This is a genomic window from Micromonospora gifhornensis (assembly GCF_016863515.1).
GTDB classification, from domain to species: domain Bacteria; phylum Actinomycetota; class Actinomycetes; order Mycobacteriales; family Micromonosporaceae; genus Micromonospora; species Micromonospora gifhornensis.
The window spans coordinates 324,843-350,002 of record NZ_BOPA01000014.1; the positions used below are offsets into that span (position 1 = coordinate 324,843).

Here is a 25,160-nt window from a genome sequence, read left to right on the forward strand (position 1 = left end):
CCCGGCCGCTCTCCGGATCACGGACGGCACCGCCCCGACCGCCCGTCCGGATGCCGGACGGGCGGCCAGGTCCGGGTCAGTGCCGGGTCGCCCCGCCCGCAGCGGCGTCGGGCGTGTACTCGTCGGTGTCCGGAGGCCAGAGGAGCGCGAGCTGAAAGGAGCCGGCGACCGGCGAGAGACCGGCGTAGCCCGCCGCCACGGCCACGCTGGCACCGAACCCGGGTGGGTCCGCCGGAGCGAGGTCCACCAGGGCGGCCGTGAGGGCCGCCTGGGCCCAGTCCGCCTCGGGGCCGGTGCGTGGGTCCAGCAGGCGCGGCCCGGGGCCGTACACCGTGTGGAAGACCGCCCGGAGCCCGTCTGCGGCCCCGTGCTCGCCCAGCACCTGCTGCGGTAGCACGGTGTGCCACCGCAGCAGCGCCGCCACGGCCTGCTCGCTGGTGAAGACCTCGCCGAGGGTGGCGTCCCGGGACGAGTCCGTCCCGTGGCGCACCAACGGGCCGGTCGGTGTGCTGCTGCCCGGGTAGCGCCAGCTCCGCTGCCGCAGCCGGTTGATCCGTCGGACGGCGAACCGCCACATCGCCCGACGCAGCCCGTCGGTGGTGCGCAGCGTCATCACCAGGCGGTGCACCGCGTGCCACCCCTGCAGGTGGTCGAAGCCCTCGCCGTCGGTGGGCCCCAGCGGCAGCAGGTCGTGCGGGTGCACCCGGCCCTCGGCGTCCCGCAGCCCGTACAGGGCGAGTCGGCCCGCCTCGCGGGCGCGGTGGCCGGCCGCACCGTCCGACCAGACATCGCGCGCCCACCACGGCTGCGCCGGCAATATTCCGTACCGGCCGAAGTCGCGTCGGTAGCTCGTGGGGTCGATGAACTGGTAGTAGGCCAGCAGGGCGGCCAGGTCGCCGAAGCCGTCGGCACCGAGCGACCAGCGCAGCGGTCCCAGCCGTAACCGGTCGGCGCCGCTGGCGTCGACTGCGTCGAAGTGTGTCCCCCCGCCGGCCTCGGCCACCGCCCGGATCACCCGGTACGTGCTCAGATCGGCCCGCGGCAGCGGCGGTGTGTCGTTGTCCTCCGGCGGGATCAGTGATTCCGGGGTGAGCGCCGCCTCCGGCCAGAGCGCGGCGCCGGCCACCACGGGACCGCCGGGTGTGTCGGTGCCCGGATCTGGTGCGGCGTACCGCCCGAGCGCGACCCGGCCGGGCCCGCCCGGCAGCCGCCGGGCCGCTGGGATCGGATGACGTTCCAGGTGGTCGGTGGCGTACACGCCGAGGGTCGGGTCGGTCTCGTCGGCCGGGTGCCACAGGTTCGCCGTGACGACCTCGCCGGGCACAGTTCCCTGCATCCGGCACGCGTCGACGGTGGCGGCATTGCGGGTCTGGAGGCCCTTCGCGTCGGCGGTAAGCCAGGTCCTCAGCAGGGTGGCGGTGTCCGGGTTCAAACATCCGTTGATCCGACCGTGGTAGCGGCGGACCGCCGCTACCACGGTGGGGTCCACCGGGTTGCCGGCCTCGTCGAGCCGGAGCTTGTGGACCTGTGCGAACCGGGCCGAGATCTGGAACTCGCGCAGCGCCGACGCGGTGCGCGGATCGAAGCTGCCGACCGGGTCCGGCGAGGTCGGGAAGCCGAGCTGGGTGAGGTGCTGCTGGAGGAGACGCACGTGGGTCCCGGGTTCGCCGTGGGCGACGCCGCCGTATCGGCCGTCTGCGTCGCTGTCGCCGAGCCGCAGCGGATGCGCGCCGTAGGTGTCGAGCGCTCGGGGGGCCACCGGCCACGAGCCGATGGTCCAGCCGTCGGCGGCGAGCCCGCTGCGCAGGAACTGGGTGAAACGGCTGGCGATCCAGTACGTCATCGCCTCGCCCCATGGGCTGTCGAGGCCGTCGTCGAAAAACTGCTTGCTGGCCCGCTGCAGGACCTTGGCAGCACTGCGTACGTGCGCGGCGATCGTGCTCTCGGCCTGCACCGCCAGGGTGACCACGCCGGTGGTCTCGTCGTAGGTGTGCGGGATCGCTGGGCGGGCCCGCCGGACGAAGAGGTGGAAGCGGTTGTCGGAGTGCAGCACCCGCCGGTCGGGTGCGGTGCCGGTGGCGGCCGGGCTGGGGCCGTAGTAGCCGCGCAGCAGGTCGGTCAGTGGGGTGGAAAGGCTCGGGTCGAGCGCCTCGAACTCGGGCATGAGCAGGATGCCGTCCATGTCGCCGAGCAGGTCGTCGGCGGCGCAGTTGCCGGCGGCGGCGTCCAGCCAGCCCATCGGTACCGCCAGGGAGGCCGGATCCATCGGTTCGGTCCACTCCCGCCCCGCCCTCGTGGCCTCGTCCTTCGCCTTCTTCCGGGCCCGGTTGTACCCCTGCCACCAGGAGGCGAGGTCGCCGGTCCAGCTCATCGCGCCGTACGGATCGGTCTGGACGGAGAGGGCCATTGCGGCTGTCGCCAGCTCGTTGAGGGCCGCGTCGGCGCAGACCCAGACGTGGGACAACTCCACCGCGGGGCGGGGTCGGGTGCCGAGTTCGCCGTGCCAGGTACTCACCGAGCCGGCGCCGACCAGACCGTCGAGGGTCTCCTGCGACGCGTGCTCCCAGGACAGTGGTGCGTGCATCCGCAGCGGGTCGGAGTTGAGGACTTTGTCGAACGCCGGGAAGCTGCCGTGCCGACCGTAGTGCAGCATGCGGATGCGCTGCGCCGTCTCACCGCTGTCGCCGATCCTCGACTCGACCTCGGCCACCCAGTCCAGGTACTGCTCCAGGTCGGGGCTGAAGGCCTTGTACTCGCCGCCGAGGGTGACCGGGCCACCCGGCCAGCGGCGGCCCTGCTCCGGCAGCGTCCGCACCGCCGTGGCGAGGACGACGGCGACCGGGTCGGCCGTTTCGGTGCTCATGGTGCTCCCTCGGCCGGTACCGGCCCTGATGGTGGACGTCGGGGAAAGGGTTGGCGGCTCACGGCGCGCCCGGTCCGGCGGGGCGTTCGTCCGGGCGGACCAGCCACAGCCGGGCGGCGATCTTGTTCTCCCACTCGGCTGCGGAGAGATGCGGCGGCGGGGTCACCGGGTTGGTGCTGCTGCGCGTCCACAGGGCCCGGGATTCCGCGCGTCCGAGTGGGGTCAGGTCGGCCAGCGGCGGGTCAGGGGCCAGCCCCAGCAGGGCCCGCTCCTGCTGGTGCAGCCCGATCAGGGTCCCTCGGAATTCGAAGTAGGCGGGAGAGACGAGGCACCCCGCCGACCCGGTGCTGCTGGCCGCGTCGTCCCCGGTGTTGGTGTGCCCGTCGTGGAACCGGATGTAGACCTTGCCGTCGAGGTCGTCGGCCACGTGCAGCAGCGGCGGAAACGGCTGCCAGGTCTGGGGGGCGCCGGGCAACGGCCGGGGGTTGCTGATGTCGTCCAGGTAGTAGCGGCCGTGGGCGACGTGGTCGCCCTCCCCGGCGGTGACCACCTTCAACGAGTAGTTCTTGAAGGCGTCACCGGACCGGAAGGACCGGCACTCGTAGTGGGTGTTGCCCCGGATCGCCGACCGGTTGCCGCCCTGGTACCGCCACGCCGAGAAGCTGGTGAACGAGTACGCCGCGTGCTGTCGGCCGGCGTGCACGACGATGGCCACCCCACCGTAGTGGTCGGTGCCCCGGCGGTCGGGCCGGAACCCGGTCGGAATCGGGTCGAACCGTCCGCCGACGCCGGCCGGGATCTGCCAGGACGAGGACTCGCCGTCGAGGGCCGGCTCGCCGTCGAGGGTCAGGGTCCGGGTCGCCAGGTCACACCCGACGATCCGGTACGTCCCCGAGGGGCGGGCCACGTCGGCGGGCAGGTGGATGGTGTCGAAGTTGAGCACGAGCAGGGTGAGCCCGGCGTCGCCGTCGAGGACCACCTGGTTCGCCGCCGCACCGGGCCGGGCGCCGGTGCCGACCAGGTGCGGTCGTTCGCCGACCGGGTCCACCACCACGATCTGCGGGCGGCGGCGCAGCAGCCAGGACTGGTCCGGGCCGACCAGCTGCGGGCTGCCGTGGACGGTGACGGTCCGGGTGGCCGCCTCGACGGCCGCGACCCGGAACCACCGCTGCGCGGCCGGCGCGGTGCCGGCCAGGAAGAGCAGGTCCCGGTGGGAGGTGGCGGGGGTGTGGCCGTCCGTCCGCCACACCTCGGTCAGATCGGCGTCGCCGTCGAGGCGCAGCCGGAACTGGTTCGGCGGATGCGGCGGCAGGGGGGTCGCGGCGACCCCGCTCGGGTCGAGCAGGTCCACCCGGTGGTACCCCGGGTCCTCCGGCGGGCGGGGCACGTTGCGTCCCACCTGATCCCCGGTGGTGCGGGGCAGCCAGGGGTCGTTCAGGTTCAGGTAGAACTCGGTGACCGCTTCCAGGTGGAACAGGTTCCCGTCGGCCACGTCCAGCACGTACGGGGGGTCACCCCCCTCGTCGACGGCGAACCCGGCCCGCACCATCAGCCGCCGCCGCCACAGGTCCTTCTGCGCGTCGCCGACCTGCCGCCACTGCGCCGGCGTCAGCGGGGTGGTGTCCCGGGCCGCCGTCAGGGTGGCCCACGGGTACAGCTCCCTGGTGGTCCGGGACAGCACGGTGGCGGCCGGCAGCCCGGCCAGCGCGGGCCGGACGATCCGCGTCGCGTCGGGCATCCCGTGGTGGCCGGGTCGCCGCCACAGGTCGATGGTGCCCGCGGTCTCCTCGTCCAGCCGGCCGTGCGGCAGGCCCAGGTGCCGCCGGTGCGCGGGACGCCGGGATTGGCCGGCGACCCCGGCGCGGGTCGCCGTGACCTCCCGGTGGGAGGCGACGAGTTGCAGCTCCCGCAGGGCACTTTCGGTGGACGCGTCGAACCGTCCGGTATCGGCGACGGTGAACCCGAGTTCGGTGAGGTCCCGTTGGAGCAGGGCCACCGGGGTGTGCGGTGGGCCGGCGGCCCGCACCTGCCCGCCGAAGCGGCGTTCGGCGTCGCTGTCGCCGTGGCGCAGGTGCCAGCCGCCGTACCGGCCCAGGGCGGTCGGTGCGGCCGGCCAGTCACCGGCGCTCCAGCCGTCGCCGGCGGCGCCGGCCAGCAGCGCCCCGGCGAACCTGTCGACGAGTTCGGTGAGCATGGACATGCCCCAGGTCCCGTGCAGCGCCTCAAGGGCGTCCGGCACCGTCCAGGCGTGCCGGTGCCGCCCCAGGTGCTGCCGGATCACCAGGAACATCGCCGCGCTCGTCACCGCCGGGCGCAGGGCGGCGGCGAGCCGGGCCGGATCGGACTCGCGGGGGACCGGTGGGGTGGCCGCGTCGTACAGCAGACGGAACCGGTTGTGTGCGTGCTGCTCGGTCGGGTCCGTGGTGGCCGGACCCGCCGGGTCGTAGTAGCGGGCCAGCATCGCGCTGACCGGGGTAGCCGGATCCCAGGCCGCAGCGAGGTTCAGCCCGTCGACCACCGCGAGGAGCCGCTCGATCCCGGCCCGTTCGGCGATCGCCTCGGCCAACCACTGCCGGGGACGGGCCAGATCGGCCGGGTCCTCGACCCACACGTCACCGGCCTCGCGGACCGCCTGCTCGGCGGCGCGGCGGCGCAGCTCGTAGCCGAGCCACGCCTCGGCCAGCAGCCCCGGCCAGCCGAGCAGTGCAGCCCCGTCGTACAGGGCCCCCAGCGGGGTCGGCTCGCCGAGACGCTGGTCCAGCAGACACCAGATCGGGTACGTGTCGACCAGCCGGGGCGCGCCGGTCGGCCCGACTCCGATCTGGAGCCGCCCGGTGCGGTACAGCCCGTCCAGGGCCGCCCGGGGGGCGTCGGCGACGGTCAGCGGGGTGCGTGCCCACGGGTGCGGGTGGGCGATCAGCTCGTCCGGCTGCCAGGTCTCCGGTGGTTCTGCGCCGCAGATGAGCAGCCGGATCCGGCGGACCACCTCCCGCGGCTGCCACGGCGGCTGGTGCGGGCCCGCCTCGACGGCGGCCAGCCAGGACCGGTAGCTGCGCCAGCCGGCCAGGTGGGCGCGTTGCTCGCCGGCCAGGGCGGTGGGGCCGAAGGGCCAGCGTTCGTCGGGGCGCGCGCGCAGCGCCTCGACCGCCTCGACGACGGGGGCGGTCATGACTGCTCCGCCGGGGGTCGCTTCGGCGGGAGGCCGGGCCCTGCGGGTCGCGGTGCGGCCGGCGGCCCGCCCGGCTCGGGCGGGCCGGGCAGACCCGGCGCGGTGACCGGTCCGGGCCAGAGCACGTCGTGGTACCGGCCGCTGGCACCGCCGCCGCGGCCGACCCGGGTGCGTCGGCCCAGCCACAGGTGTTGGCGGCCGTCGGTCCAGCGGGCGTACTGCCAGGCGCGGGTGAGGTGGGTGCCGGCCCGGGTCACCTCCTCCCGGTGCAGCCGGTGCTGGCGGAGCTCGGCCAGCAACCGGCCCCAGGGCAGCGGGGCGGGCGTGCCGTCCAGCGGTGGGACCGCCCCGAGGTCGAGCATCTGCGCGGCCTGCGGCGACGGGTCCAGCGGGAACCAGTGGCCGGGGGTGTCGGTCCGCAGCCGGTAGCTTAGCGGCAGGTCCGGGTCGGCGGAGGGGGTGACAGTGCCGGCGGCGCGGCCGGCGGCGTGGTGTTCCGCCCGGTCCACCGGTCGCCCGTCGGGGCCGCAGGCGGTCGCCTCCACCGCCCACACCTGGTTGGCGCTCTCGTCGCGCAGCAGCCAGACCTCCTCGACGGGGGCCGAGTCGTGGCTGTCGTCCAGAGTGGGCAGCAGGGTGAAGGTGCTGTCCCGCAGCGAGAGGGGTCCGGTGCCGCCACTGAGCGGGTCGTACGCGCTGTGCTCGTAGATGGCGAACTCGGCGCCCCGCACCGCCGACCGGGTGGGCGGCACCAGCATCCGCTGCCCGAAGGTGTCGTGTACGACGAGCGAGGAGACCCGGCACACCGAGCCGACCTCCATCGCCACCGGGAACAGGAAGAAGTCGTTGCTGTAGACGGTGGCGTACTCGACGAGCAGCATGGTGGCGATGCTGTCCCCGGCGGCCCGGACGCTGCCGAAGTCGACCGCCGCGTTTTCGAACTCCCACCACCGGGCGGCGGGCATGCCCCGGAAGGTGACAGGGGTCGGGATGCCCGAGGCGAGGAACGGGCGGCCCGTCCCACCGGGGTCGCTGGCGACGGCCCCCAGCGACCCGCCGGGCACGTGGTCGAAGGCGTACCAGTCCAGGCTGCCGGAGGCGTACTCGTCGGTGGTGAGGACGAACTCCGGTTCGCCGCCGACGGCGGGGGCGGCCAGCGACACCTGGTACTCCAGCCGCTGCGGCGACCAGGTGGGCAGTTCCGGCAGGGCCCGCCCGGTCACCCCGTCGTACCAAGCGAGGAAGCGCAACGCCGCGGCCCGGACGGGCCGCGCGGCCGCGCTGGTCAGGGGCGGCAGCGCGGGCAGCGTCGGACGCCCCCCGTCGGGCGGGCGCAGCCCCGAGTCGAGGGCGGCGAAGAGCGCCACCCCGTCCGGCACCCGGGCTGCGAGCAGCCGGTCCCCGGCCGGCAGGCCCTCGGTGGGGACGGGATGCGTGGCCAGCAGCCCGGCGACGTAGCCAACCTGGCTCTCGGCGGGCAGCATGGTGCCCTCCCATTCCTCGGCCAGCAGGGTCAGGAAGTACCCACCGGCCCGCAGGGCCAGGTCCCGGGTGCCCTCGGTGCCGACCACCGCCGGTTCCGACTCGACCAGGGCCTCCAGGGGCACGGTACCGACGTCGTACCGCAGCCCTGTGGCACCGCCCGGGCCGGTGGGGGGTGGCCCGGGATGTAGCCGGGTCAGCCCGGTGACCGTGCCGCGCAACCGGGCCCAGACCGGGGTACCGGCGTCCGTAGCGGCGAACTCACCGAGCTGCCACTGCCGGGTCAGCAGCCACAGGGGATCGGCGATGCCCGCCTGGAGGCCCTCCTCCCCGGTCCGTTCCCGGACCGTCGGCTCCAGCCGGGCCCAACCGTTCTGCATGCTCATGACTTCTCCCCGCTCACAGGTCGGCGTTGGTCCAGGACATGACCTCGTACGTGAAGGCCCCGACGAGCTCGTGGTACGCCTCGGTCGACGGCTCGTCGTGCTCCCACGCCCCCTGCACGGCCAGGGTCGCGGGCACCGGCGTCCAGTGCTTGGTCTTGATGATCGGTTTGCCGCGGTCGTTGTATTCGACCGGCGGTTTCGGGCGACCGGGCACCCGCAGGGTCACCGCCGCCCTGCCCGGCACGGCGGCCGGTACCAACCCGGTCACGGGCAGGTCGAGTCCGAGCACCCGGAAGGTGATCGGTGGATCCCTGTGCGGGATCGGCACTGTCGGCAGCAGGTGGCCGTCGACCTCGAGCACCACGGTGGCGTCGTACTGGTCCTGGCGCACGACGGCGGGGGTGACGGCGGTGATGGTGACCCGGGGGGTGACGCGGACCAGCCAGGTGGCGATGCCACCCCGGGTGACCAGCCGCAGTTCGTACGTGTCGACCGCGGGGTAGTCGGTGCCGGTGCGGGCCGCGCTCAGTTCCAGTTCGGTCTGGTCCGGCGACTGGGCGAGCACCCGGAGCCGCAGCCCGGGCTTGTCGACGCTCCACGTGCTGGTCTCCTGCGGGATGTGCAGGTTCTCGCCGGTGACGATGACCTGCACGGTGCGCCCCTGCCGGATTCCGGCGAGCGCTGTCTGCGTTCCCTTCAGGACGACGGAGCCGATCCGGGGCTGCCCGGCGACCTTCGGCACCCCGAAGGTCGCCGGCACCGATGCCAGCCGGCTCACCTCCACCGCGCCGGGGGCGGTCGTCGGCCACAGCGGCAGGTACGCCAGCGAGCTGAGAAGGTGCTCGGGGATGAGGTCGGTGCGGTCCACGGATCGGAGCTTGACCAGGTCGATGGTCTCGTTGACGGTCGCGGCCAGGTCGTCGAGGGTCCAGCTGCTGCCGGCCGGCCGGGGCGAGACGGCCAGCAGCACGGCCTGCGGTGCCTGCGCCCCGGGCGCGTCGTAGTGGTACGCGACCGCCGTCGTCTCCCGGCGGGCCGGCACCACCTCGCCCCACTCGTCGAGCAGCAGCCCGGCCAGCGAGCCGGTGGCGGCCGGGCCGGCACCGACCGCGACGAGCGAGGTCACCCCGGTCGGCACGGTGTCGGCCGGGTCCAGCGGCGGCAGACCGACCCAGCGCCGGGCCGGTTCCCCGGCGGCCGGCGCGGGCACCTGACCGATACTCAGGTCCAGACCCCACCCGGTCGCCAGCGCCTGACCGAACCGGCAGACGGTCTCGACCGCCGCGACCGCCGGCCGGATCCGGGCCGTCCGGGCGAACCAGGCCAGCGGCTCCTGACCGGCCGGCGCGCCGCTGACCGAGGTGCCGGCGAACGCGCGGGCGACCTGGCCCGCATCGGCCGGGGTGAACCGGGGTACCACCAGGAAACCCGGCCCGAAGACGGCCCGGAGCAGGTCGACCCAGTCCGGTGCCCGGCTGGCCCGCGCCGCGATCTCGTCCGCCGCCATGCTGCGGCGCCGCACCTCGGCGTAGCCGGCGAGGACCTGGGTGGTGAGGGTGGCCACGGCGGCGGCGGTCACCTCGGCCGCGGGCCCACCGTCCGCTGCGGTGGCGTCGAGGATGTGCCGGGCCACCGGCACCACGTTCGGCACCCCGAAGGCGGTGGCGGTGAGCAGGTGCGCCGCCGCCGCGCTCAGGTCGGCGACGGCCTCAGGATGCCCGTCGTCCTCGGTGTCCCCGACGGCGTCGCGCAGCGCCGCCCGCAGGGTGGTCAGGCCCAGGTGGGCCACCGTCGCCCGCTGCCGCAACTCGTCCAGGAGCACCCCGTCCGGCTCGTCCTCGTCGCCCGCCGTGCCACCGGCGGCCAGGTCGGTGCGGGTCAGCGGACGGGCGGTGGAGAGCACCGCCGCGATCGAGCGCAGCACCTCCAGCAGGTCGGTGAGGTAGACCTGGCCGACGCTGAGCGGACCGGCCGGGTCCGGCAGGAGCCGCACGGTGGCATCCGGTCCGACGCCGCTCGGGCGGCGCGCCGGGTCCAGGTGGTGCCAGGCGAGCCGGCTCTCGATCCCGGCCGGGTCGTCGGCGTACCCGAGCAGGTCCAGCGGGTACGGCAGCGCGTCGTCGAGGGTGACCCGGCGGGTCGGGGCCAGGGCCGCGCCGGTCGCCGGGTCGACGAAGGTGAGGTCGGCGACCACCCGATCGGCGGGGCCCAGCACCGCCGCCACCCAGGCGGCGAGGGCGGGCTCGGCGGTCTCCCGGGGGCCGGCCTGCCACCCGCCCGACCCGGCGCCGGGCGGGGGCGCGTCCAGCATCAGCAGGAGCCGGTGGGTGATCCCGGCGCCGGTGCGGGGGGTACGGACCACCTCCAGCTCCGGCGGGGCGACCCCGTCGACCTTGCCGATCGCCAGCGCCGCGCTGGCCCGCGGGTAGTTGCCCTGCAACGTGTGGTGCAGCCCTTCGGCGACAGAGAGGTCACCGACCGCGTCGAGGGCTTCCCGGGCCACCTCGATCGCCGGTCCGACGGCGGCCAGCGGGGGCAGCCCGCCGACCCCCCAGCGCAGCTGCCCGGCGGTGTGTGCGGTGAGCAGCGCGACCCCGTCGACCACCTCCTGCTCACCGGTCTGACCGGCCAGCGCGGCGACCGCCCGACGTAGCGCGGGGATGCCCGCCGCCTGCCCGGTGTCGTGCAGGGCCCGCTCGATGCGGTACCCGATCAGCGCCGCCAGGGTCTGCCCCTGGCGCAGCCCCTCGATGACGGCGGTGCCGAGCCGGACCCGGCGGGAGGAGAGGTCGAGGGCGAAGGGGCTGGTGCCGGTGGCGCCGGCCTCCTCGGCGTGGTTGAGGTGACCGGCGCGCAGCACGGCGGCGGTCGCCGCCTGGGCCACGCTCGGCGCGTGCAGGTAGCCGGCGTCGCTGGCGCGGCGCAGCAGGCCGGGCGCCTCACCCGGCGGGATCTGGTCGGCCGGTACGGCGAGGTCCTGGCTGCCGGGGGTCAGGTTCTCGACGAAGCCGTACCCGCCGAGGGCGAGCCCGGCGTGCGGGTCGGCGCGCAGCCGGGCGAGCCGCCGGGTGGCCACCGAGGTGGCCCAGGCGTCGAACCGGAACCCGGCCAGGTCCAGCGACTCCCGGGTGGCCAGATCGACCACCCGGGCGGGCCGGGTGGCCAGGTCGTCGAGGGCGGCCAGCAGTTCCTCGTACCGGTTCAGCGGCGGCGGTTCGGCGGCGGGGTCGCCGAAGTGGCCCCGGGCCGGGTAGCCCCGCACGTCCGGTGCCGGACCGGTGGCGACCAGCCGGGCCGCGTGCCGCAGCAGCAGGTACAGCACCGAGTCGGCCGGCTTGCCCGGCCAGCCACCGGCCTCGACGTCGGCGGGCAGGGTGGCCAGCAGCCGGGCCCGCAGGGCGGCGAGCCACGGCACGGTCGGCGCCGTCAGGTCGGCCGCGACCGTCGGCAGGTGCCCGTCGTGGAGGGTCGCGCCGGTGAACGCCTTCACGGCGTCGAACGCCGTGAACGGCGGCACCCCCAACGCCGCGCTGATCCGCTGGTGCATGAGCTGGGCCCCGACGACCCGCCCGGCCAGTTGGGACCGGTCGAGCCCTTCCGGTCCCCCCTCGAAGCCGAGGGCCCGGTCGAACCACTCGTGCGCGCCGAAGACACCCCGCATGGCGTAGCCGTCGGAGACCGGGCGGCGCTTGAGCATCTCCAGCACCGGTTTCGTCTCCGGTCGGCTGGTGGTGAGGGCGGTCAGCCAGGTCGGGCGCAGGCGGCGGACGAGGTCGGCCACCCGGGCGCCGGTCGGGTCGGTCGGGTCGGCCTGGTAGCGGTCCAGGGAGACGACCGGGAGCACGCCGTACGGCTGGTTGCCGATCCGCAGTGTGGCCAGGGGGCCCCGGGCCCGGACCCAGTCCACGAAGTGCCGCCGGTACGGCTCCAGCCGGGTGGGACCGACGGTGGTCAGGAACCGTTCCAGCAGGTACCCCCAGGTGGCGGGCCAGAGGGCGGCGTTCATCGCCTGGGCGTCGCGCGACTCCCGTCCCTCGGCCCCCTCGACCCGGCCGAACACCTTGCGGGGTACGCCGAGCGCGGCGGCCAGCCGGGCCGCGTCGGAGCCGTCGTCGGCGGCATCGGGGAGGAGTTCCCGGCGGCTGGTGTGGGCGGCGAGGCCCGCCTCGTTGAGGCCGGAGGGGCCGCGTTCGGTGTTGTTCGTCGGGGTGCCCTGGGCGACCAGGGCGAGTCCGTCGGTGTAGCGGTGCGAGGTGAGCAGCGCGGCGAGGTCGGCGGCGCCACGCACCCCGGCGGTGCCGTCGGGGTCACCCGGGCGGGCCTCGACCCGGACCCCGAGGACGACGAGCCGGTCCAGGACCAGTTGGGTGGGGCTGAGCGGGACCCGCAGCAGCATGCCCGCCGCCTCGCCCTCGGCGGGGTCGATCATCCAGGCCATGCCCGGCGGCACGTCGAGGGGGTCCGGCCGGTGCCCGGAGGCATCCGGTGCCGACGGCGGCGCGGGCGTGACGGCCTCGCCCGGCGGCGGGCTGACCGCGAGGTCGCGGGGGATCGGTGCGGTCTCCCGCTGGAACACCACCTGGCCGGCGCGGTACCCGAGCACCACGAAGCGGTCCGGCAGGGCGCGGGCGCGTACCGGCTGCGACCACATGGCCGGACGGTCGCCCAAAGGCTCCCCGTCGGTGGGTCGCCGGGCGAGCCAGGCGGCGCGGGTCTCGCCGAACTGTTCGACGAGCCGGGCCCACGCGGAGACCACGTCGGGCGCGTCCGGGTCGGGATCGCGCCCACCGGCGGCGAGGAATTCCTTGCGGGCCTGCGTCTCGACCGGGGTCAGCCCCGGCTCGTGGGAGTCGAAGTGGATCTGGTCGGGGTAGACCCGGACCAGCAGGTCGGCGCCGGGCTGGCCGCCGGACCGGGGTAGGTACCGGGTCTCGATCCGGTACGGCAGCAGGGCGATCGGCGTGCCGGTGGGCACGGCGGTGATGTCGGGCATGGTGTCTCGTTCTCCGGCCTCAGTCGGCGGTGAGCAGGTCGGCGGCGTGGATCAGCACCCGCAGTGGCAGCCGCAGGGTGCGGCGGGCGACCTCGGCGGCGGTCACCCCGGCGCCGGCGAGGGGGTCGCCGGTGGGGGGCGGGCCGAACCGGGTCTCGGTGGGTTGTTCGGCGAAGACGAAGAACCAACCCGGGGCGTCGGCCTGCCCGGTCGCCTGCTCCTCGGTCAGGTCGAAGCCGAAGTAGCGCAGGTCCGCGCCGAGGGTGCCGCCGAAGATCGGGTACGCCACGTTGCCGGGGACGGCCTCGTCCGCCGGGGCGGTCCGTGAGGCGGCGCGGACCGCGTAGACGGCCGTGCGCGGGTGGCGGCGCAGCAGTTCACCACGGACCGCCAGGACCAGGCGCGCGGTGTCGCCGGTGACCACCTGGTCGAGCCGTCGGTCGGTCGGCCAACTGTCGATCGGCGGCACGTCGGCGGCGCCGTCGCCGCCCTGGCCGCGCTGGTCCCAGAAATGCCGGAACAGGGTGGCCCGTTCGGCCAGGGGAAAGTCCCGCCACCGCAGCTCGCTGGCGAGTTCGGTGGTCAGCCCGGCGAGGAAGGCGGCGACGAAGCGGGGGTTGGTCTCCAACGCGACCACGCTGTCCGGCGGGATCCGGTCCGCGCCGGGCAGCAGGAACTGCGGTGCGAGCCGGGCCAGTTCGCCGACCATCGGGGTCGGGAAGGTCGGTGCCACCCGGATCCGGTCCGGCTGGTCGGCGCCGGTGGCCCCGTTGAGGCGGCTGTCCACCCGCTGCTTGACGGTCCGGGCCGGTTCGAGGGCGCGGGTCAGGGCCGCCACGTCGGCCGGCGCGACGGTGACCGGGGCCGGTGCGGCGACCCGTCGGGCGATGGGGCCGCGCCGCCGGCTGACCCGCCGGTACGCGGTCGTGGTCACCAGCGGTGCCCCGGCGGTGCGTCCCAGCGGCGCCGCCAGTTGGGTCAGGGTCAGCCCGTCGGCCGGCAGGCCGGTGAGCCGGCGGGCGTGCAGGCTGCCGTTGACGGTTTTCGCGACGTCGCTGGTGGCCAGCAGTTGGTTGACCGGTCGGACGTCGCCGGCCTGCTGCCAGGCCGCCGCGACCAGGTCCTCCTGACGGTCCCGGACGACCGCGGCGGCCAGCCCCGCGACGCCCCGGTACCGGGGGTCGAGGTTCAGCTCGGCCAGCCAGCCGGTGTCGCCGGCCGATACCGTCCGCCGGTCGACGTGCTCGCCGCCGTACAGGGGAGCGGCGCTGCCCGAGCCGGTGCCGACGAGCGGGGCGAGGGCCTGCCGTACCCAGTCCGGTGGGGCGGTGTGGCCGCTGCCGGGGCGTACCAGCGCGCCGTCGAACGGGGGCAGCGGCGCCGCCCCGGTCGGGGCGGTGAGCCCGCTGCCGGCCAGGTCGAAGGGGCGCCGGCCGGCACCGTCGGGAGCCGACCGGAACCGCAGCGCCCGGACCAGGTCGGCGAAGCTGTGGCCGACGCCGGTGCTGAACTCCCAGTGGTGGTAGACCGGCAGGGTCACCTCCTGGTCGGTGTCGTGCCAGGCCGGTCCGGTCCCCTCGGGCAGCGGCAGGTTCAGCCCGGCCGCCCGGCCGATGGCGAAGGTCGGTACGAGGCAGGCGTGGTAGCGGGCGTCGGGTCGTAGCGGGGTGGGGCAGATCAGCCGGGAGACGGTCCGCTCCGGCGCCTGGCGCAGCACCTGGGCAGCGGACTCGCCGGTGGCGAGGGCACCGACCAGTTGCACGTGCGCCCAGGCCCAGGAGTGGGTGAGGTCGGGTAGTTCCCGCCGGGCGTCGGCGGGCGTACGGATCTCCAGCACGGTGGTGTTGCGCACCCCGTCCGTGCGCAGCCGGACTCCGGGCTGTTGGCGGACCGCCACCAGGCAGAGCCACGGCGGGAGCCGGTCGCCGGTCGGGGGCAGCGGGGTGAACAGCCAGGGCAGGGTCGGCGAGTCGAGGTCCAGGGTGGGGTAGTGGTCCGGCTCGAAGCCGAGGGTGTCGGGCGGCGGGTCGGTGCGGAGAACCTGGTGCGGGGCGAGCCCCGTCACGTCGCCGGGGCCGAGGGTGGCGACGGCGATGTCGCCGAGGGACTCCTCGTTCAGGGTCGCGGTGACGGTGACGGTGACGTGGCCGCGGCGCGGGTCCTCACCGGGGCCCGGCGCGCGGAGCCGGTTGGCCAGGCCCTCCCTGGCCCAGGGCAGGAAATGGTAGGTCGAGGACACGGTCACTCCCGGGGGACGTCGTCGTTTTCGATGAGCTTGCGGACCCCGCCGGCCCCCTGGGCGGCGAGCGCCTCCCGGGCCTGGGCGAACCGGGCCGGTGGTCGGGCCGGGGTGAGCACCGCCAGCGCGCCGTCGGTGGGCGGGGTGGCGGTGACCACCGCGTACAGCGGCTCGGCCAGGCTTATGTCGAAGGCGGGTCCGGCGAACGCTCGGGCACCCTGCGCGCCGGCCCCGTTGACCGCCGCCGCGCCGGCTCCGGCCTGCACCTTCATCCGGTCGTCCGGGATCGGCCGGGTCACGGGCTGCCCGGTGCTGCCGCCGTCGGGGGTACGGGTCACCACCTCGTCCTCGGTCCGGGCGGCGACCAGGCGCCAGGCCGGCTCCGGGGGCAGGGTCAGCGCCGAGTCGTCGACGCGGAAGCCGGACGGCCACCGCTCGAACGAGGGCGCGGAGAGCTTCTCCATGTCGTCCAGGTCGAGGTACTCCGCCGGGGGGAACAGGTCGTCGACCGGCGTCGACCGGGCCGGGACACCGTCGAGGGTGACGGCGCCGACAGTGAACCGCCGTACGTCTCCGGTGAGGGCCGCTGTGCCGTACCGGTCGACGGTCACCTCCAGCGGGGCCACCTTCTGCCGGACCGTCAGCGACCCGAGCGGGTGCACCAGGACCTCGGTGGCGGCGGTGGCCGACTCGGCGAGGGTGACAAGCGGCCCGGTCCCGGTGGGGGGCTCGGCCGTCCAGTTCGCCGGATCGGCCAGGGCCGCGCGGACCCGGTCCGCGAGGTTCACCCGCAGCGGCGGGGGGTTGACGGCGCGTCTGCCGACCGTGACGTCGAAGCGGATGGAATGCCGGCCGAGGAAGGTGAAACTGGCCCGTCCCACCGCCCGCCAGGGGCGGGGCCCGGTGAGGCTGCCGGCGAGTTCCACCGCGAGGACCGGGTCACCGTTCCAGGTGAGGGCGACCATCGCGTAGATGTCGATGGCGAAGGAGAGCGGTTCGAGCACGATCAGCGCGTCGATGCTGAGCACCGCGGCGATGGCGAAGGTCCCGATGAGCGGGACCGAGATCCCGGCGTACAGGTCGAGGCGGGCCCCGAACTGGACGGTGTTCGAGGTGATCGCCAGGTACGCCGCCAGCCGTAGCCGGGGGTTGCCGTCGCCCAGCGACAGGGTCAGCCGGGGCAGCACCGGCACGGTGTCCGGCTGCGGGTAACGCGGGTGGAACCCGCCGATAGAGACCAGGAAGGACGGTCGGTCTCCCCAGTTGGCGCGGACGGCCATCCGCCCGGTGAGGGTGAACCCGGCCAGCCGGGAGTCGCGCAGCACCCCGTCGATCGCCAACGTCCGCTGGCCGAAGTCGAGCGTACCCACCAGATCCACCTGGATCAGCGCCACCGGTTCGGTGCGCCCGGGCGGCAGCGCGATCCGTAGTTGGCCGGCGAGCACCACCCGCACCGGCGTCGGGAACTGCACGAAGAGGCCCAGCCGGGCGGTGAGCAGGCCCTGCGCGCCCCAGGTGAGTTCGACGGTCGGCCCGACCACGTGCTGGCCGACGGTGGTGGGGAAGAACCGGTCGAGGTCCCGGATCAGGCGGGGGGCGTTGCCGATCGGGTCGGCGGGGAAGAGCAGGCCGTCCAGCCCGCCGTCGGCGAGCCCGTCACGCATCGCCTGCGCCCGGACCGCCCGGTTGACCCCGATCAGACCGCCGACCCCGGTGAGCGTGAAACCGAACCCGAGCTGGACCGGGGGAAACCGCACCGAGATGAGGACGAGCAGGGAGAAGCCGGGGGAGCCGTCCGGCATCCGGGTGTCGAGCAGACCGACCGCGGACAGCGCCTGGTCGAGGAAGTTGAGCTGGACGACGCCGCCGTACCGGCCGTCGTCCTGGGCGAGCAGGAACCCGCCGCCGGTGACGATTCCGGCGTCGACCGCGACCCCGATCCCGGACGGCCGCAGGAACGCCAGGTCCACGTCGATCGGGCCGAGGCTGCCGGCACCGTCGGCGGGGGTCAGCGCAGCCCGCACCCCGAGACCGGTGGCCGAGGCAGTGACCGGTCCGAGCCGTACCGTGAGGTCGGTGGTCACCCGCACCTCGGCCCCGGCGGTGGAGACGGGGCCGGTGGCGCCGCCGCCGGGCAGCCCGGTGCTGCCGGCCCGCACCGCGGCGGTGAGGTGCTCCACGTGCAGCGGGCCGAAGCTGGTACCGACCGGCAGGGTCAGCTCCAGCCCACCGCCGGCGGTGAGGGTCAGGCCGTGCTCCGGTGACCAGCGCAGCCCGGCGTCCAGGTCGATCCGGATCGGGTAGGGCGGCAGGACCGCGGCGAGGAACCCGTCGTCGCCTGGTGCGATCAGCAGGCGGGCGCCGTCCAGGCTGAGGACGAGGTCACCGGTGGGTCCGTCGGCGGTGAGCCGGCCCTGCGCGGTGAACCGAAGCTGGTCGATCTCCAGTCGGGTCGCGTCCGGGGCACCGAGGCGCAGGGCCGGCTCGCCGGGGGTGGCGCTGGCGTACCGCAGCTCGACCGAGCCGGTCAGCTCGGCCCCGGCGGGCGGGGTGGACCCGTCGGCGGGCCGGAACCGCGCGCCGTCCCGGGTGACCACGACCGGGGTGACCAGGCCGGTGAGTCGACTCTGCAGGGTCCACTGGCCGTACTCGACCGTGGCGTCGAGGGTTCCCTGGGGTGCGAGCACGAGGGCCAGCGGTGGGTCGAGCGGGTCCTGCGCGGTGTCCCGGGCCAGTCCGGCGGCCAGGTGCAGGGTGGCCTGTCCCAGCGGGTCACCGACCGGGTCGGTGCCCGTCTCGTCGGGTGCGCCGACCGGCGCCGACCAGGACAGGTGCAGCAGGCGCCGGGCGGCGTCGCGCTGCGCCGGGCTGAGCCCGGACTCGGCCGCGTCGACGCCCGGGGTGCCATACGAGGCAGGCACGCCGACGCCGGTCAGCCACCGCCCCAGCGGTTCGCCGAGGGCGTCGGCGATCTCGGCGGGCAGCGTGGGCGGACCCTCGGGTCCGAACAGCCGGTCCCGGAGCACACCCACCGGGTCGACCAGCAGCCGGCCCACCGGATCGACGGTGAAGAAGGGACGTTCCCGTCGGTCCCGGACCTGCCTGCCGCCGATAGTGACGGGCGCCGTGGCGGTGACCAGCCGGCGCACACCGAGCACGTCGAGCGCGACCCGCAGGTTCGGCGCGTAGAGCGCCAGGTGCGCGTCGAGCAGATAACCGAACAGGTCGGTGAGGAAGAGCCGGTACGGGTCGGCGTCCTGATGTGGGGGAGCGGGTCGGCCCGGCGCACCCGGGACGGGTGGGGGCCGCCAGCCGTCGAGCAGGTCCACGACGGCCGTGACGGCGGTGCGGATCTCGGTGAGACACCACGCCGCGTCGCCGAGGTCGTCGAGGCCCCCGTCGATCCGGGCGGCGACCCGGGCCACGGTGTCCCGGCAGCGGACCAGGGCGTCGACGAACGCGGAAAGGTCGAAGCCGGTGAGGGCGGAGAGATCCCAGCCCATACCGCGCAACAGCCGGTCGCGGGCCTGGGGGTCGCCGGCCGCGTCGGTGAGGGGACGCAGCAGTGCGACCGCGTGCTGGACGAGGATCGCCTGTACCGGTCGGGTCATGGGTGGCACCGACCGGCACAGTGCGGTCGAACGTCCATGATGGACCCTGTGGCTGCGGCGGGACACCGGCCCGGTGGGCGGGTGCTGTCGGGCATGACGACGGCACACCTCTGCGGCATGGTGGAACTCCTGTCGGTGGCTGGCCGGACGGCGCTGGGCGAGTCTGTTCGTGCAGCGGACCCAGACACCAGGGACCGTTGTCCCGTCTACTCGGGACACGACCGGGCCATCCGAAGGGATGGAGGGATCCGACCTGTCGGACGACAACCACCCGGGAGCTTCGGCGCATCGTCAGATCCGGCGGCCGTCGACACGGGTGACGTATGTGATCGGCTTGATCTGGTACTCGGACGTGCTTATCTGCACCAGTGCGGGACGGGAAGTGCGGGGGAAGTTCCTTCTTTCGCGATCGATTTCTGCCCTCATGATCAAGTTGAAGAAGTGGGAGTGCGCGGCGTCGTGAGCGGACGGGTGTTCGACGCTTCGCCGAATGTCGGCGGGGAGGGGGTAACCGTGTGCCTGGTGCTGCTGGCGAGGCACGGACGGTCGGCGCGGTAGCCGTCGTGACCTGGGCCGACACCGTTGGGGGCCAGGCGGTTTCTGGTAGGCGGCGTCGTGAACCCGCTCGCGCTCTGCGGGCATAAGCAGGTGTGAGCGCAACGTACGAAGCAAGGAACGTTTCTTTGAGTGAGCCGGCCGGCCCCCGATCGGAGCGGCCTCCCCCTGCGCAGTTCGTGGCACCGTCGCAGTTGGTGGGCGATGACGTGTTGTTGCGCGAGTCGGTCGAGTGTCCGGAGCGGTTCGCGACGCTGTTCGATCGGCATGCTGTGGCCGTTCACCGGTACCTGGCGCGCCGGGTCGGTAACGCGGCTGACGACCTGCTGGCTGAGACGTTTCTGATTGCGTTTAGGCGGAGGTCGACTTATCGATCGCAGGGCGTTGATCCGCGGGCCTGGCTGTACGGCATCGCCACGAACGTGTTGCGCCGACAGGCGCGGCAGGAGGAGCGCCGCTACCGCATGTTGGCCCGGTTGGCCACCAGCACGAGCGATGTGATGTCGAGCGACGATGATGCCGTCGAGCGGGCGGACGCGCAGGCCCTGCGCCAGCAGTTGGCTGTGGCTCTGGCGCGGTTGAAGCGCGGGGACCGGGACGTGTTGTTGCTGACGGCGTGGGCCGGGTTGTCCTACGCCGAGATCGCTGCGGTGCTCGCCATACCTGTTGGCACGGTCCGGTCCCGGCTGAACCGAGCCCGACGCCTGACTCGTGAATCCCTCAGCTCGGCGATGATCAACGAGGAATTGATATGAACGATCTTGAATTGCTGCGCGAGCACGGCCCGGACGCGCCGCCGGTGTCTCTTGCGGCCCTATCCAGTGCTCGTCAACGACTGATGGCCGAGATGGCCCCGGCTGCGCCGGCTCGCCGCAGGTGGGGCTGGAGTCGCGTGAGCTGGGCGCCTCAACATCGGCGGGTGGGCCTCGGCTTCGCCGTTGCTGTCGTGGTCGCCGCGGCGGCTGGCGGTACATTCATGTTGTCGGAGCATCGTGCGTCGACGGGCCGATCGACGGGCGTGCAGCTCGTGGCGTTCGACTCGCCGGTGTATCCCATCGGGTTGCGTCCTCGTCCCGCTGGCCTGGCGGCACCGACTTTCAGTGGCGGTGTTGCCCGCGACGAGCAGGGCAACGACCGGCCGGTGATGACGGCGGTCTTCCGGGCTGCTGATGGCGTCAGCGATGTCTACCTCGGTGTCAGCGATCGGTATGTGCCCCAGGACGCGCCTGAGCGGGTCCGGTCCGTCTCGTTGCAGGGCGTGCCCGGCTTCGTGGTCGAACATGATGCGCAGTCCGGCACGTCGGTGGTGCTGAGTTGGCAGCGCCGGCCTGGCCAGTGGGTCACGCTCACCGGCCATGGGCGCTTCGGCAATGAAGCGGCGGTGCGGGCGCTGGCCGCGACCGTGGCAGACGATGCCCAGCCGGTGCCGTTGCAGGTACGTCTCGCTCCAGCGGGCTGGCGGTTGGTGGCCTTCAAGGACAACAAGATCGTGACCCTGCGCGCCCCCGACTCCGTCGAGGAGCTCAGTGTCAATCTCGTCAAGGCACCCGAGAGAGATTTGATGGGCTGGGTAAGTGGCGCGAAGCGGGTTAGCACGGTGCAGGTCAACGGCAGGGAAAGCGACCTAGTGCAGACGATCGACGGGTGGTTTCTGCAGGTTCCGCTGCCCGATGGGACCGCCTTCCACCTTCAGGCACCGGCGATGTTGACTGGCGAACAGGTCGTGGCCGTTGGCGCCCAAGTTGTCGTCACATCGCACGCTCGTTGAAGCGGCGGGGCCGTGGCCGAGGCCACGCCCCCGCCTTTCTGCACCTGACCTGATCGCCGCTGAGCCGCGGGTTGGTGCCGCTCGGACTGGGCAAGGGCAGGCCGGGCAGCCCGACCCATCGTCGATAGCATGCCGCCGTGATTCGTGAGATGCGCTTCGTCGTGTCGGTGCCGGATGAGGTTTCGGCCTATGCCGTCGCCGAGAAGCTGGCCGAGCGCGGCCACCTGCTGGTTGCGGTACGGGAGGTGCCGACCGACCCGCTGGAGGGTCGCTTCGCCGGCTGGTGGCGAGCCCACTCGCTGGTGGTGGACCCGCCCTACGAGGGTCCGCTGGAGGTCTCACCGGCCGAGAAGAAGGCCGTCGCGGCCATTGCCCGGAAGTATGGCGGGCAGGTCAACTCGGCCTGCGGCCAGTTTCCGGACAAGGCGATCGAGCGCTTCTCCCGGGAGGGCCTCGCGCACGAGCTCGACCGGGCCGAGGCCGACCGGATCCGCGCAGAGGTCGTCGGCGGGCAGACGGCCGCTGCGCCGTCTCTGCCCGCGCCTGCTGGACTCAAGTGTGGTGGTTTCCGTCGTCCTGCCGCCGATCTTCGTGCGGCGGCCCAGGTGGTGCCCTTCGGGGGCCGGACCTTCGACGGTGTGGGTGATCTGATCGAGGCGATCGCGGACGATGCGTTCCCGCAGGGCTCGGTGGTGCCCGCCACCCCGGGCGCTGTGCCGCTGCTGGCGGCGCTGGCGGGTGCCGGCGGGGTGAGCGACTTCTATCGGGCGATGACGCTCATGGTGCTGTTCCAGATGAGTACCGCGGGTCGGCGGCGGTTGGCCTACCAGGCGGACGCCCCGGAAGACGGCGGCGCCGAGACGTCTGCGGAGACAGCGACCCGGGCTGCGGTCGCGGCGGTGCTGCCCGGTCTCGCCGTGGGCCGCAGCGAGCTGGTCGAGTTCCTCCTCGCCGGGCTGTCCGCGGCCACGCGGGAGGCGGGGGCCGCAATGCCGGCCGGGCTGGAGCGGATCGCCGGGCGGTACGCGGGCACCGCCCGCAGCGCGGTGGTGGACCTGATCCGGGCCGTGGCCGACGGGGCCGACGAGCCCATCCGGGCCGCCACCGCAGCGGTGGTGGCGGCCCTGCCCGAGGTGGTCGACGGCGTGCAGAGCATGAAGGCCACGGTCGAGGGGCGGGCACTCGACACGCTCGATACCGTGCTGCAGTGGGAGCTGGACAACGCTCGGCTGTCCAAGCTGGGCTCGGTCTTCGGTCCCCGCTGATGACCGCCGGCCCACCGCCGTCGGGGCGACTGAACAATGCTGGCGACCGCGAGGCCGCCCGCTCAGCCGCCTAGGACGCGTCCGCCGTGGACGATGCGGTCGCGGTCACCCCCGTTACCTTGGCTGTAACCTGCGGATCGCCGCTCGTGGGGGAGCCATCAGGACCGTTGCTATGCCAACCCGGACGGGTCCTGGCGGCTTCATCGGGTGACGCGCGGCGAACTCCCAGACGATCTCGCTGGCGTCGGGGCCCGCCTGATCGGTGTACCAGCCGTCGCCGTCGGGGCCCGGCCAGGCGTGCCCCATGTCCTGGACGCGGTACGCCTCGACGATCGACCTGCCGTCCGATGCCTTGATCGTCGTGTGCGTGTAGGGGTGCCGGCCGGTGGCGGCTGGCACGGACACGGTCTCCTCGGTCAGGTCGAGGCTGTCGTTGGGCAGCCCGTCGTCGACGAGGTCGCCGACCGTGGTCCATTGTTCGACGAGTCGGGTGGCGACCAGAGGCGGCACCACCTCGTCGCGCTCACCCTGGATGACCAGCAGGGGCACCTGCCGGGCGCGGTCGCCCATCGTGGCCCAGGCCTGACGTGCCGTGTACAGCGGTGGCGTCGCGGCCGGGTCGTCCGGGTCGACCTGGTCGAGTCCGTACTCGCCGCCGGTGACCGAGGTGGCCGTGGCGAAGATGTCGGGGTAGGTCGCGGCGAGGATGACGGCGGTTCCCGCGCCCGACGAGGCGCCGGCCACGTGCACCTGGTCGGGATCCGCGTGGTACGTCTCGACCACCTGGCGGGCGACGCCGGCGAGCCGCGCGGGTTCTCCGGCGTCTCGTTGCTGATGCCGCGGGTCGACGGAGTTCCAGCAGGCGATCATGTTGCGGGAGATCAGCTGCGTGGGGTAGACGACGATGAAGCCTTCCCGGTCGGCCAGGTTGTTGAACCGGGTGGTGGACTTCATGGGCTCGTCGCCCGGTCGTTCCGTCCCGCAGGGCCGTGGTGGGGAACAGGCCGAGCACTTGCGCCGCTCCTGGTCGACGTCGCCGCGTCCGATGAGTGCAGGAGGCTGTCCGTCGGTGGATGATCCGCCACGCTTCTCACCCGGCCCTGGCCTGCCGTGCTCAGGTGTTCGCCGAGGGTGAGGTCGGCGAGGGTCGGGGTGTCCGGACGGCTGTGCGATGCGGTGGTCATCGGCGGGGCTCCCAGCGGAAGAGTCGGGTGGCCAGGGCGACGGCGATGGCGACCCAGCCCAGGGTGGGTGCGAGCAGGAGCAGGGAGTCGGCCACGGCGGTACCGCCGTTCCAGGCGTTCATTGTCAGTTCGGTGGCCGCGCCGCCGGGGAGCAGCCGCTTGAGCAGGGTGAGTTCCTCGGTGCCGGTGATGCCGACCCAGCTGGCCACGGCGATGACGCCGAGGGTGACGGGCAGGGTGGTGACCTGGGCGTGCTCGGGTGAGTTGGTCAGTCCGGCCGTGGCCAGGGCCAGACCGATCATCATCGCCAGGGTGGCGACGGTCGCCAGCACGAGCAGGGCGATGTTCGTCGGTTCACCGGCGACCATGGCCAGTGCGGTCATGATCGCGGACACCTGCACCACCGCGATCGCGGTGGGGGGCAGCAGCAGACCGGCGAGGATGGTGGAGTCGGCGGCGGCGGTGGACCGCAGTCGTTTCAGGAAGAGGTTCTGCCGCCGCGACGCGAGGGTGGTGACGGCGGTGGCGTAGAGCCCGAACGCGGCCACGGTGAACATCACGATCGCCGCGATGTAGCCGAGACTGCCGAGGTCGGCGAAGGTCTCGTGCTGGCGGACGAACAGGGCGGAGACGGCCACCGGGACGATGAGGCTGGTGACCAGCACCAACCGGTTACGGAAGATCTGGACCAGTTCGCTGGAGGCGATGGAGAACACGGGGTTCCTTTCGAGGACGGGTCAGTTGCCGCGGTGGGATGCGGTGCCGAGGGTGCGGAACACGTCGTCGAGCCGGGTCGGTCCGGCTTCCAGGTCCGGCAGTTCCACCGCGTGCTCCTGTGCCCAGCCGAGCAGGAGATGCAGGTCCTTCTGCAGGTGGAACGTCTCGACCAGGGCCTTGCCGTCGCCGTCGACGACGGCCTGCAACGGCGGTCGCGGCGCTGATGGCGCAAGGGAGAAGCGGATGACGGCCGGCAGGGCGCGGGTCAGTTCAGACACCGTACCTTCCCGGTGCAGCGTGCCCTGGTGCATCAGCCCGATCCGGTCCGCGCGCTGCTGGGCCTCCTCCAGGTAATGCGTGGTGAGCACGATGGTGGTGCCGTCCTCGCGGATCCGGTCCACGGTGGCCCAGAGGGCGTCGCGGGACTGGATGTCCAGGCCGGTGGTCGGCTCGTCGAGGAAGAGCACCTGCGGTGTGCCGTAGACGGCGGTCGCGAAGTCCAGTCGACGCTTCTCCCCGCCGGACAGCTGGGACACGCGTCGTCCGGCCCGGCTGGTGAGGTCGACGAGGTCGAGGACCCGGTCGACGTCGTCGGTGCGTCGGGTCAGCCGGCCGATCAGGCGGACGGACTCACGGACCGTGAGGTCCGGGGAGAATCCGCTCTCCTGGAGCATGACGCCCATCCGGGGGCGAACCGCCCGCCGGTCGCGAGGGCTGCGCCCGAGGACGCGTACGGTGCCGGAGGTCGGCGCCCGATGCCCCTCGATGATCTCCAACGTCGAGGTCTTCCCCGCTCCGTTGGTGCCCAGCAGTGCGTAGAGCTCCCCGTGCCGTACCTGGAAGGAGAGGTCCTTCACGGCGTGGAAGTCGCCGTAGGTGAGGTTCAGTCGGTCGACGTCGATGACAGGTGTGGTGGACATGCATCCAT

General features: G+C 73.8%; 12 protein-coding genes. 3 read left to right on the top strand and 9 right to left on the bottom strand.

What is annotated here, in order from left to right; all coding sequences use genetic code 11:
* Positions 1-76 precede the first annotated feature (76 nt).
* From Vgi01_RS09680 to Vgi01_RS09705, 6 genes are read right to left on the bottom strand one after another with little or no spacing between them, the layout of a single operon-like run.
* Positions 77-2,863 (bottom strand): peptidoglycan-binding domain-containing protein, encoded by a 2,787-nt coding sequence (locus tag Vgi01_RS09680; protein WP_204290763.1) that lies wholly within the window; start codon positions 2,861-2,863, stop codon positions 77-79.
* A gap of 58 nt (positions 2,864-2,921) precedes the next feature.
* Positions 2,922-6,032 carry a peptidoglycan-binding protein gene (locus Vgi01_RS09685; protein WP_204290764.1) on the bottom strand — a complete coding sequence of 1,037 codons (3,111 nt, stop codon included), beginning with the start codon at positions 6,030-6,032 and terminating at the stop codon, positions 2,922-2,924.
* The gene (locus Vgi01_RS09690; RefSeq protein WP_204290765.1) at positions 6,029-7,900 is read right to left on the bottom strand and encodes a hypothetical protein; all 1,872 of its coding nucleotides are present in this window, start codon (positions 7,898-7,900) and stop codon (positions 6,029-6,031) included. Before Vgi01_RS09690 ends, Vgi01_RS09685 begins: the two co-directional genes overlap by 4 nt.
* Before the next feature lie 13 nt (positions 7,901-7,913).
* A complete protein-coding gene (locus tag Vgi01_RS31120) occupies positions 7,914-12,893 on the bottom strand; it encodes a hypothetical protein (protein ID WP_204290766.1) in 4,980 nt (1,659 codons plus the stop codon).
* Positions 12,894-12,912: 19 nt separating this feature from the next.
* Positions 12,913-15,132 carry a hypothetical protein gene (locus tag Vgi01_RS09700; protein WP_204290767.1) on the bottom strand — a complete coding sequence of 740 codons (2,220 nt, stop codon included), beginning with the start codon at positions 15,130-15,132 and terminating at the stop codon, positions 12,913-12,915.
* Between the two features lie 2 nt (positions 15,133-15,134).
* Positions 15,135-18,743: a DUF6603 domain-containing protein gene (locus Vgi01_RS09705; RefSeq protein WP_204290768.1), complete on the bottom strand. Its 3,609-nt coding sequence runs from the start codon at positions 18,741-18,743 to the stop codon at positions 15,135-15,137.
* A gap of 752 nt (positions 18,744-19,495) precedes the next feature.
* On the opposite strand from Vgi01_RS09705, the gene Vgi01_RS09710 reads away from it, so the two are divergent.
* From Vgi01_RS09710 to Vgi01_RS09720, 3 genes are all read left to right on the top strand, one after another.
* Positions 19,496-20,053: an RNA polymerase sigma factor gene (locus Vgi01_RS09710; RefSeq protein WP_233196861.1), complete on the top strand. Its 558-nt coding sequence runs from the start codon at positions 19,496-19,498 to the stop codon at positions 20,051-20,053.
* Positions 20,050-21,066: a hypothetical protein gene (locus Vgi01_RS09715; RefSeq protein WP_204290769.1), complete on the top strand. Its 1,017-nt coding sequence runs from the start codon at positions 20,050-20,052 to the stop codon at positions 21,064-21,066. Before Vgi01_RS09710 ends, Vgi01_RS09715 begins: the two co-directional genes overlap by 4 nt.
* A gap of 137 nt (positions 21,067-21,203) precedes the next feature.
* Entirely contained in the window at positions 21,204-22,331 is a 1,128-nt protein-coding gene (locus tag Vgi01_RS09720; RefSeq protein WP_204290770.1) for a hypothetical protein, read from the top strand.
* A gap of 114 nt (positions 22,332-22,445) precedes the next feature.
* Here the strand turns inward: Vgi01_RS09720 and Vgi01_RS09725 are convergent, their stop codons facing one another.
* The 3 genes from Vgi01_RS09725 to Vgi01_RS09735 all read right to left on the bottom strand — a co-directional run bounded on the left by Vgi01_RS09725 (position 22,446) and on the right by Vgi01_RS09735 (position 25,152).
* Positions 22,446-23,285, bottom strand: a complete 840-nt coding sequence (locus Vgi01_RS09725; protein WP_204290771.1) for an extracellular catalytic domain type 1 short-chain-length polyhydroxyalkanoate depolymerase — start codon at positions 23,283-23,285, stop codon at positions 22,446-22,448.
* Positions 23,286-23,511: 226 nt separating this feature from the next.
* Positions 23,512-24,231 carry an ABC transporter permease gene (locus Vgi01_RS09730; RefSeq protein WP_204290772.1) on the bottom strand — a complete coding sequence of 240 codons (720 nt, stop codon included), beginning with the start codon at positions 24,229-24,231 and terminating at the stop codon, positions 23,512-23,514.
* A gap of 21 nt (positions 24,232-24,252) precedes the next feature.
* Complete coding sequence (locus Vgi01_RS09735) at positions 24,253-25,152, bottom strand: ABC transporter ATP-binding protein (RefSeq protein ID WP_204290773.1); 900 nt, start codon at positions 25,150-25,152, stop codon at positions 24,253-24,255.
* Positions 25,153-25,160 lie beyond the last annotated feature (8 nt).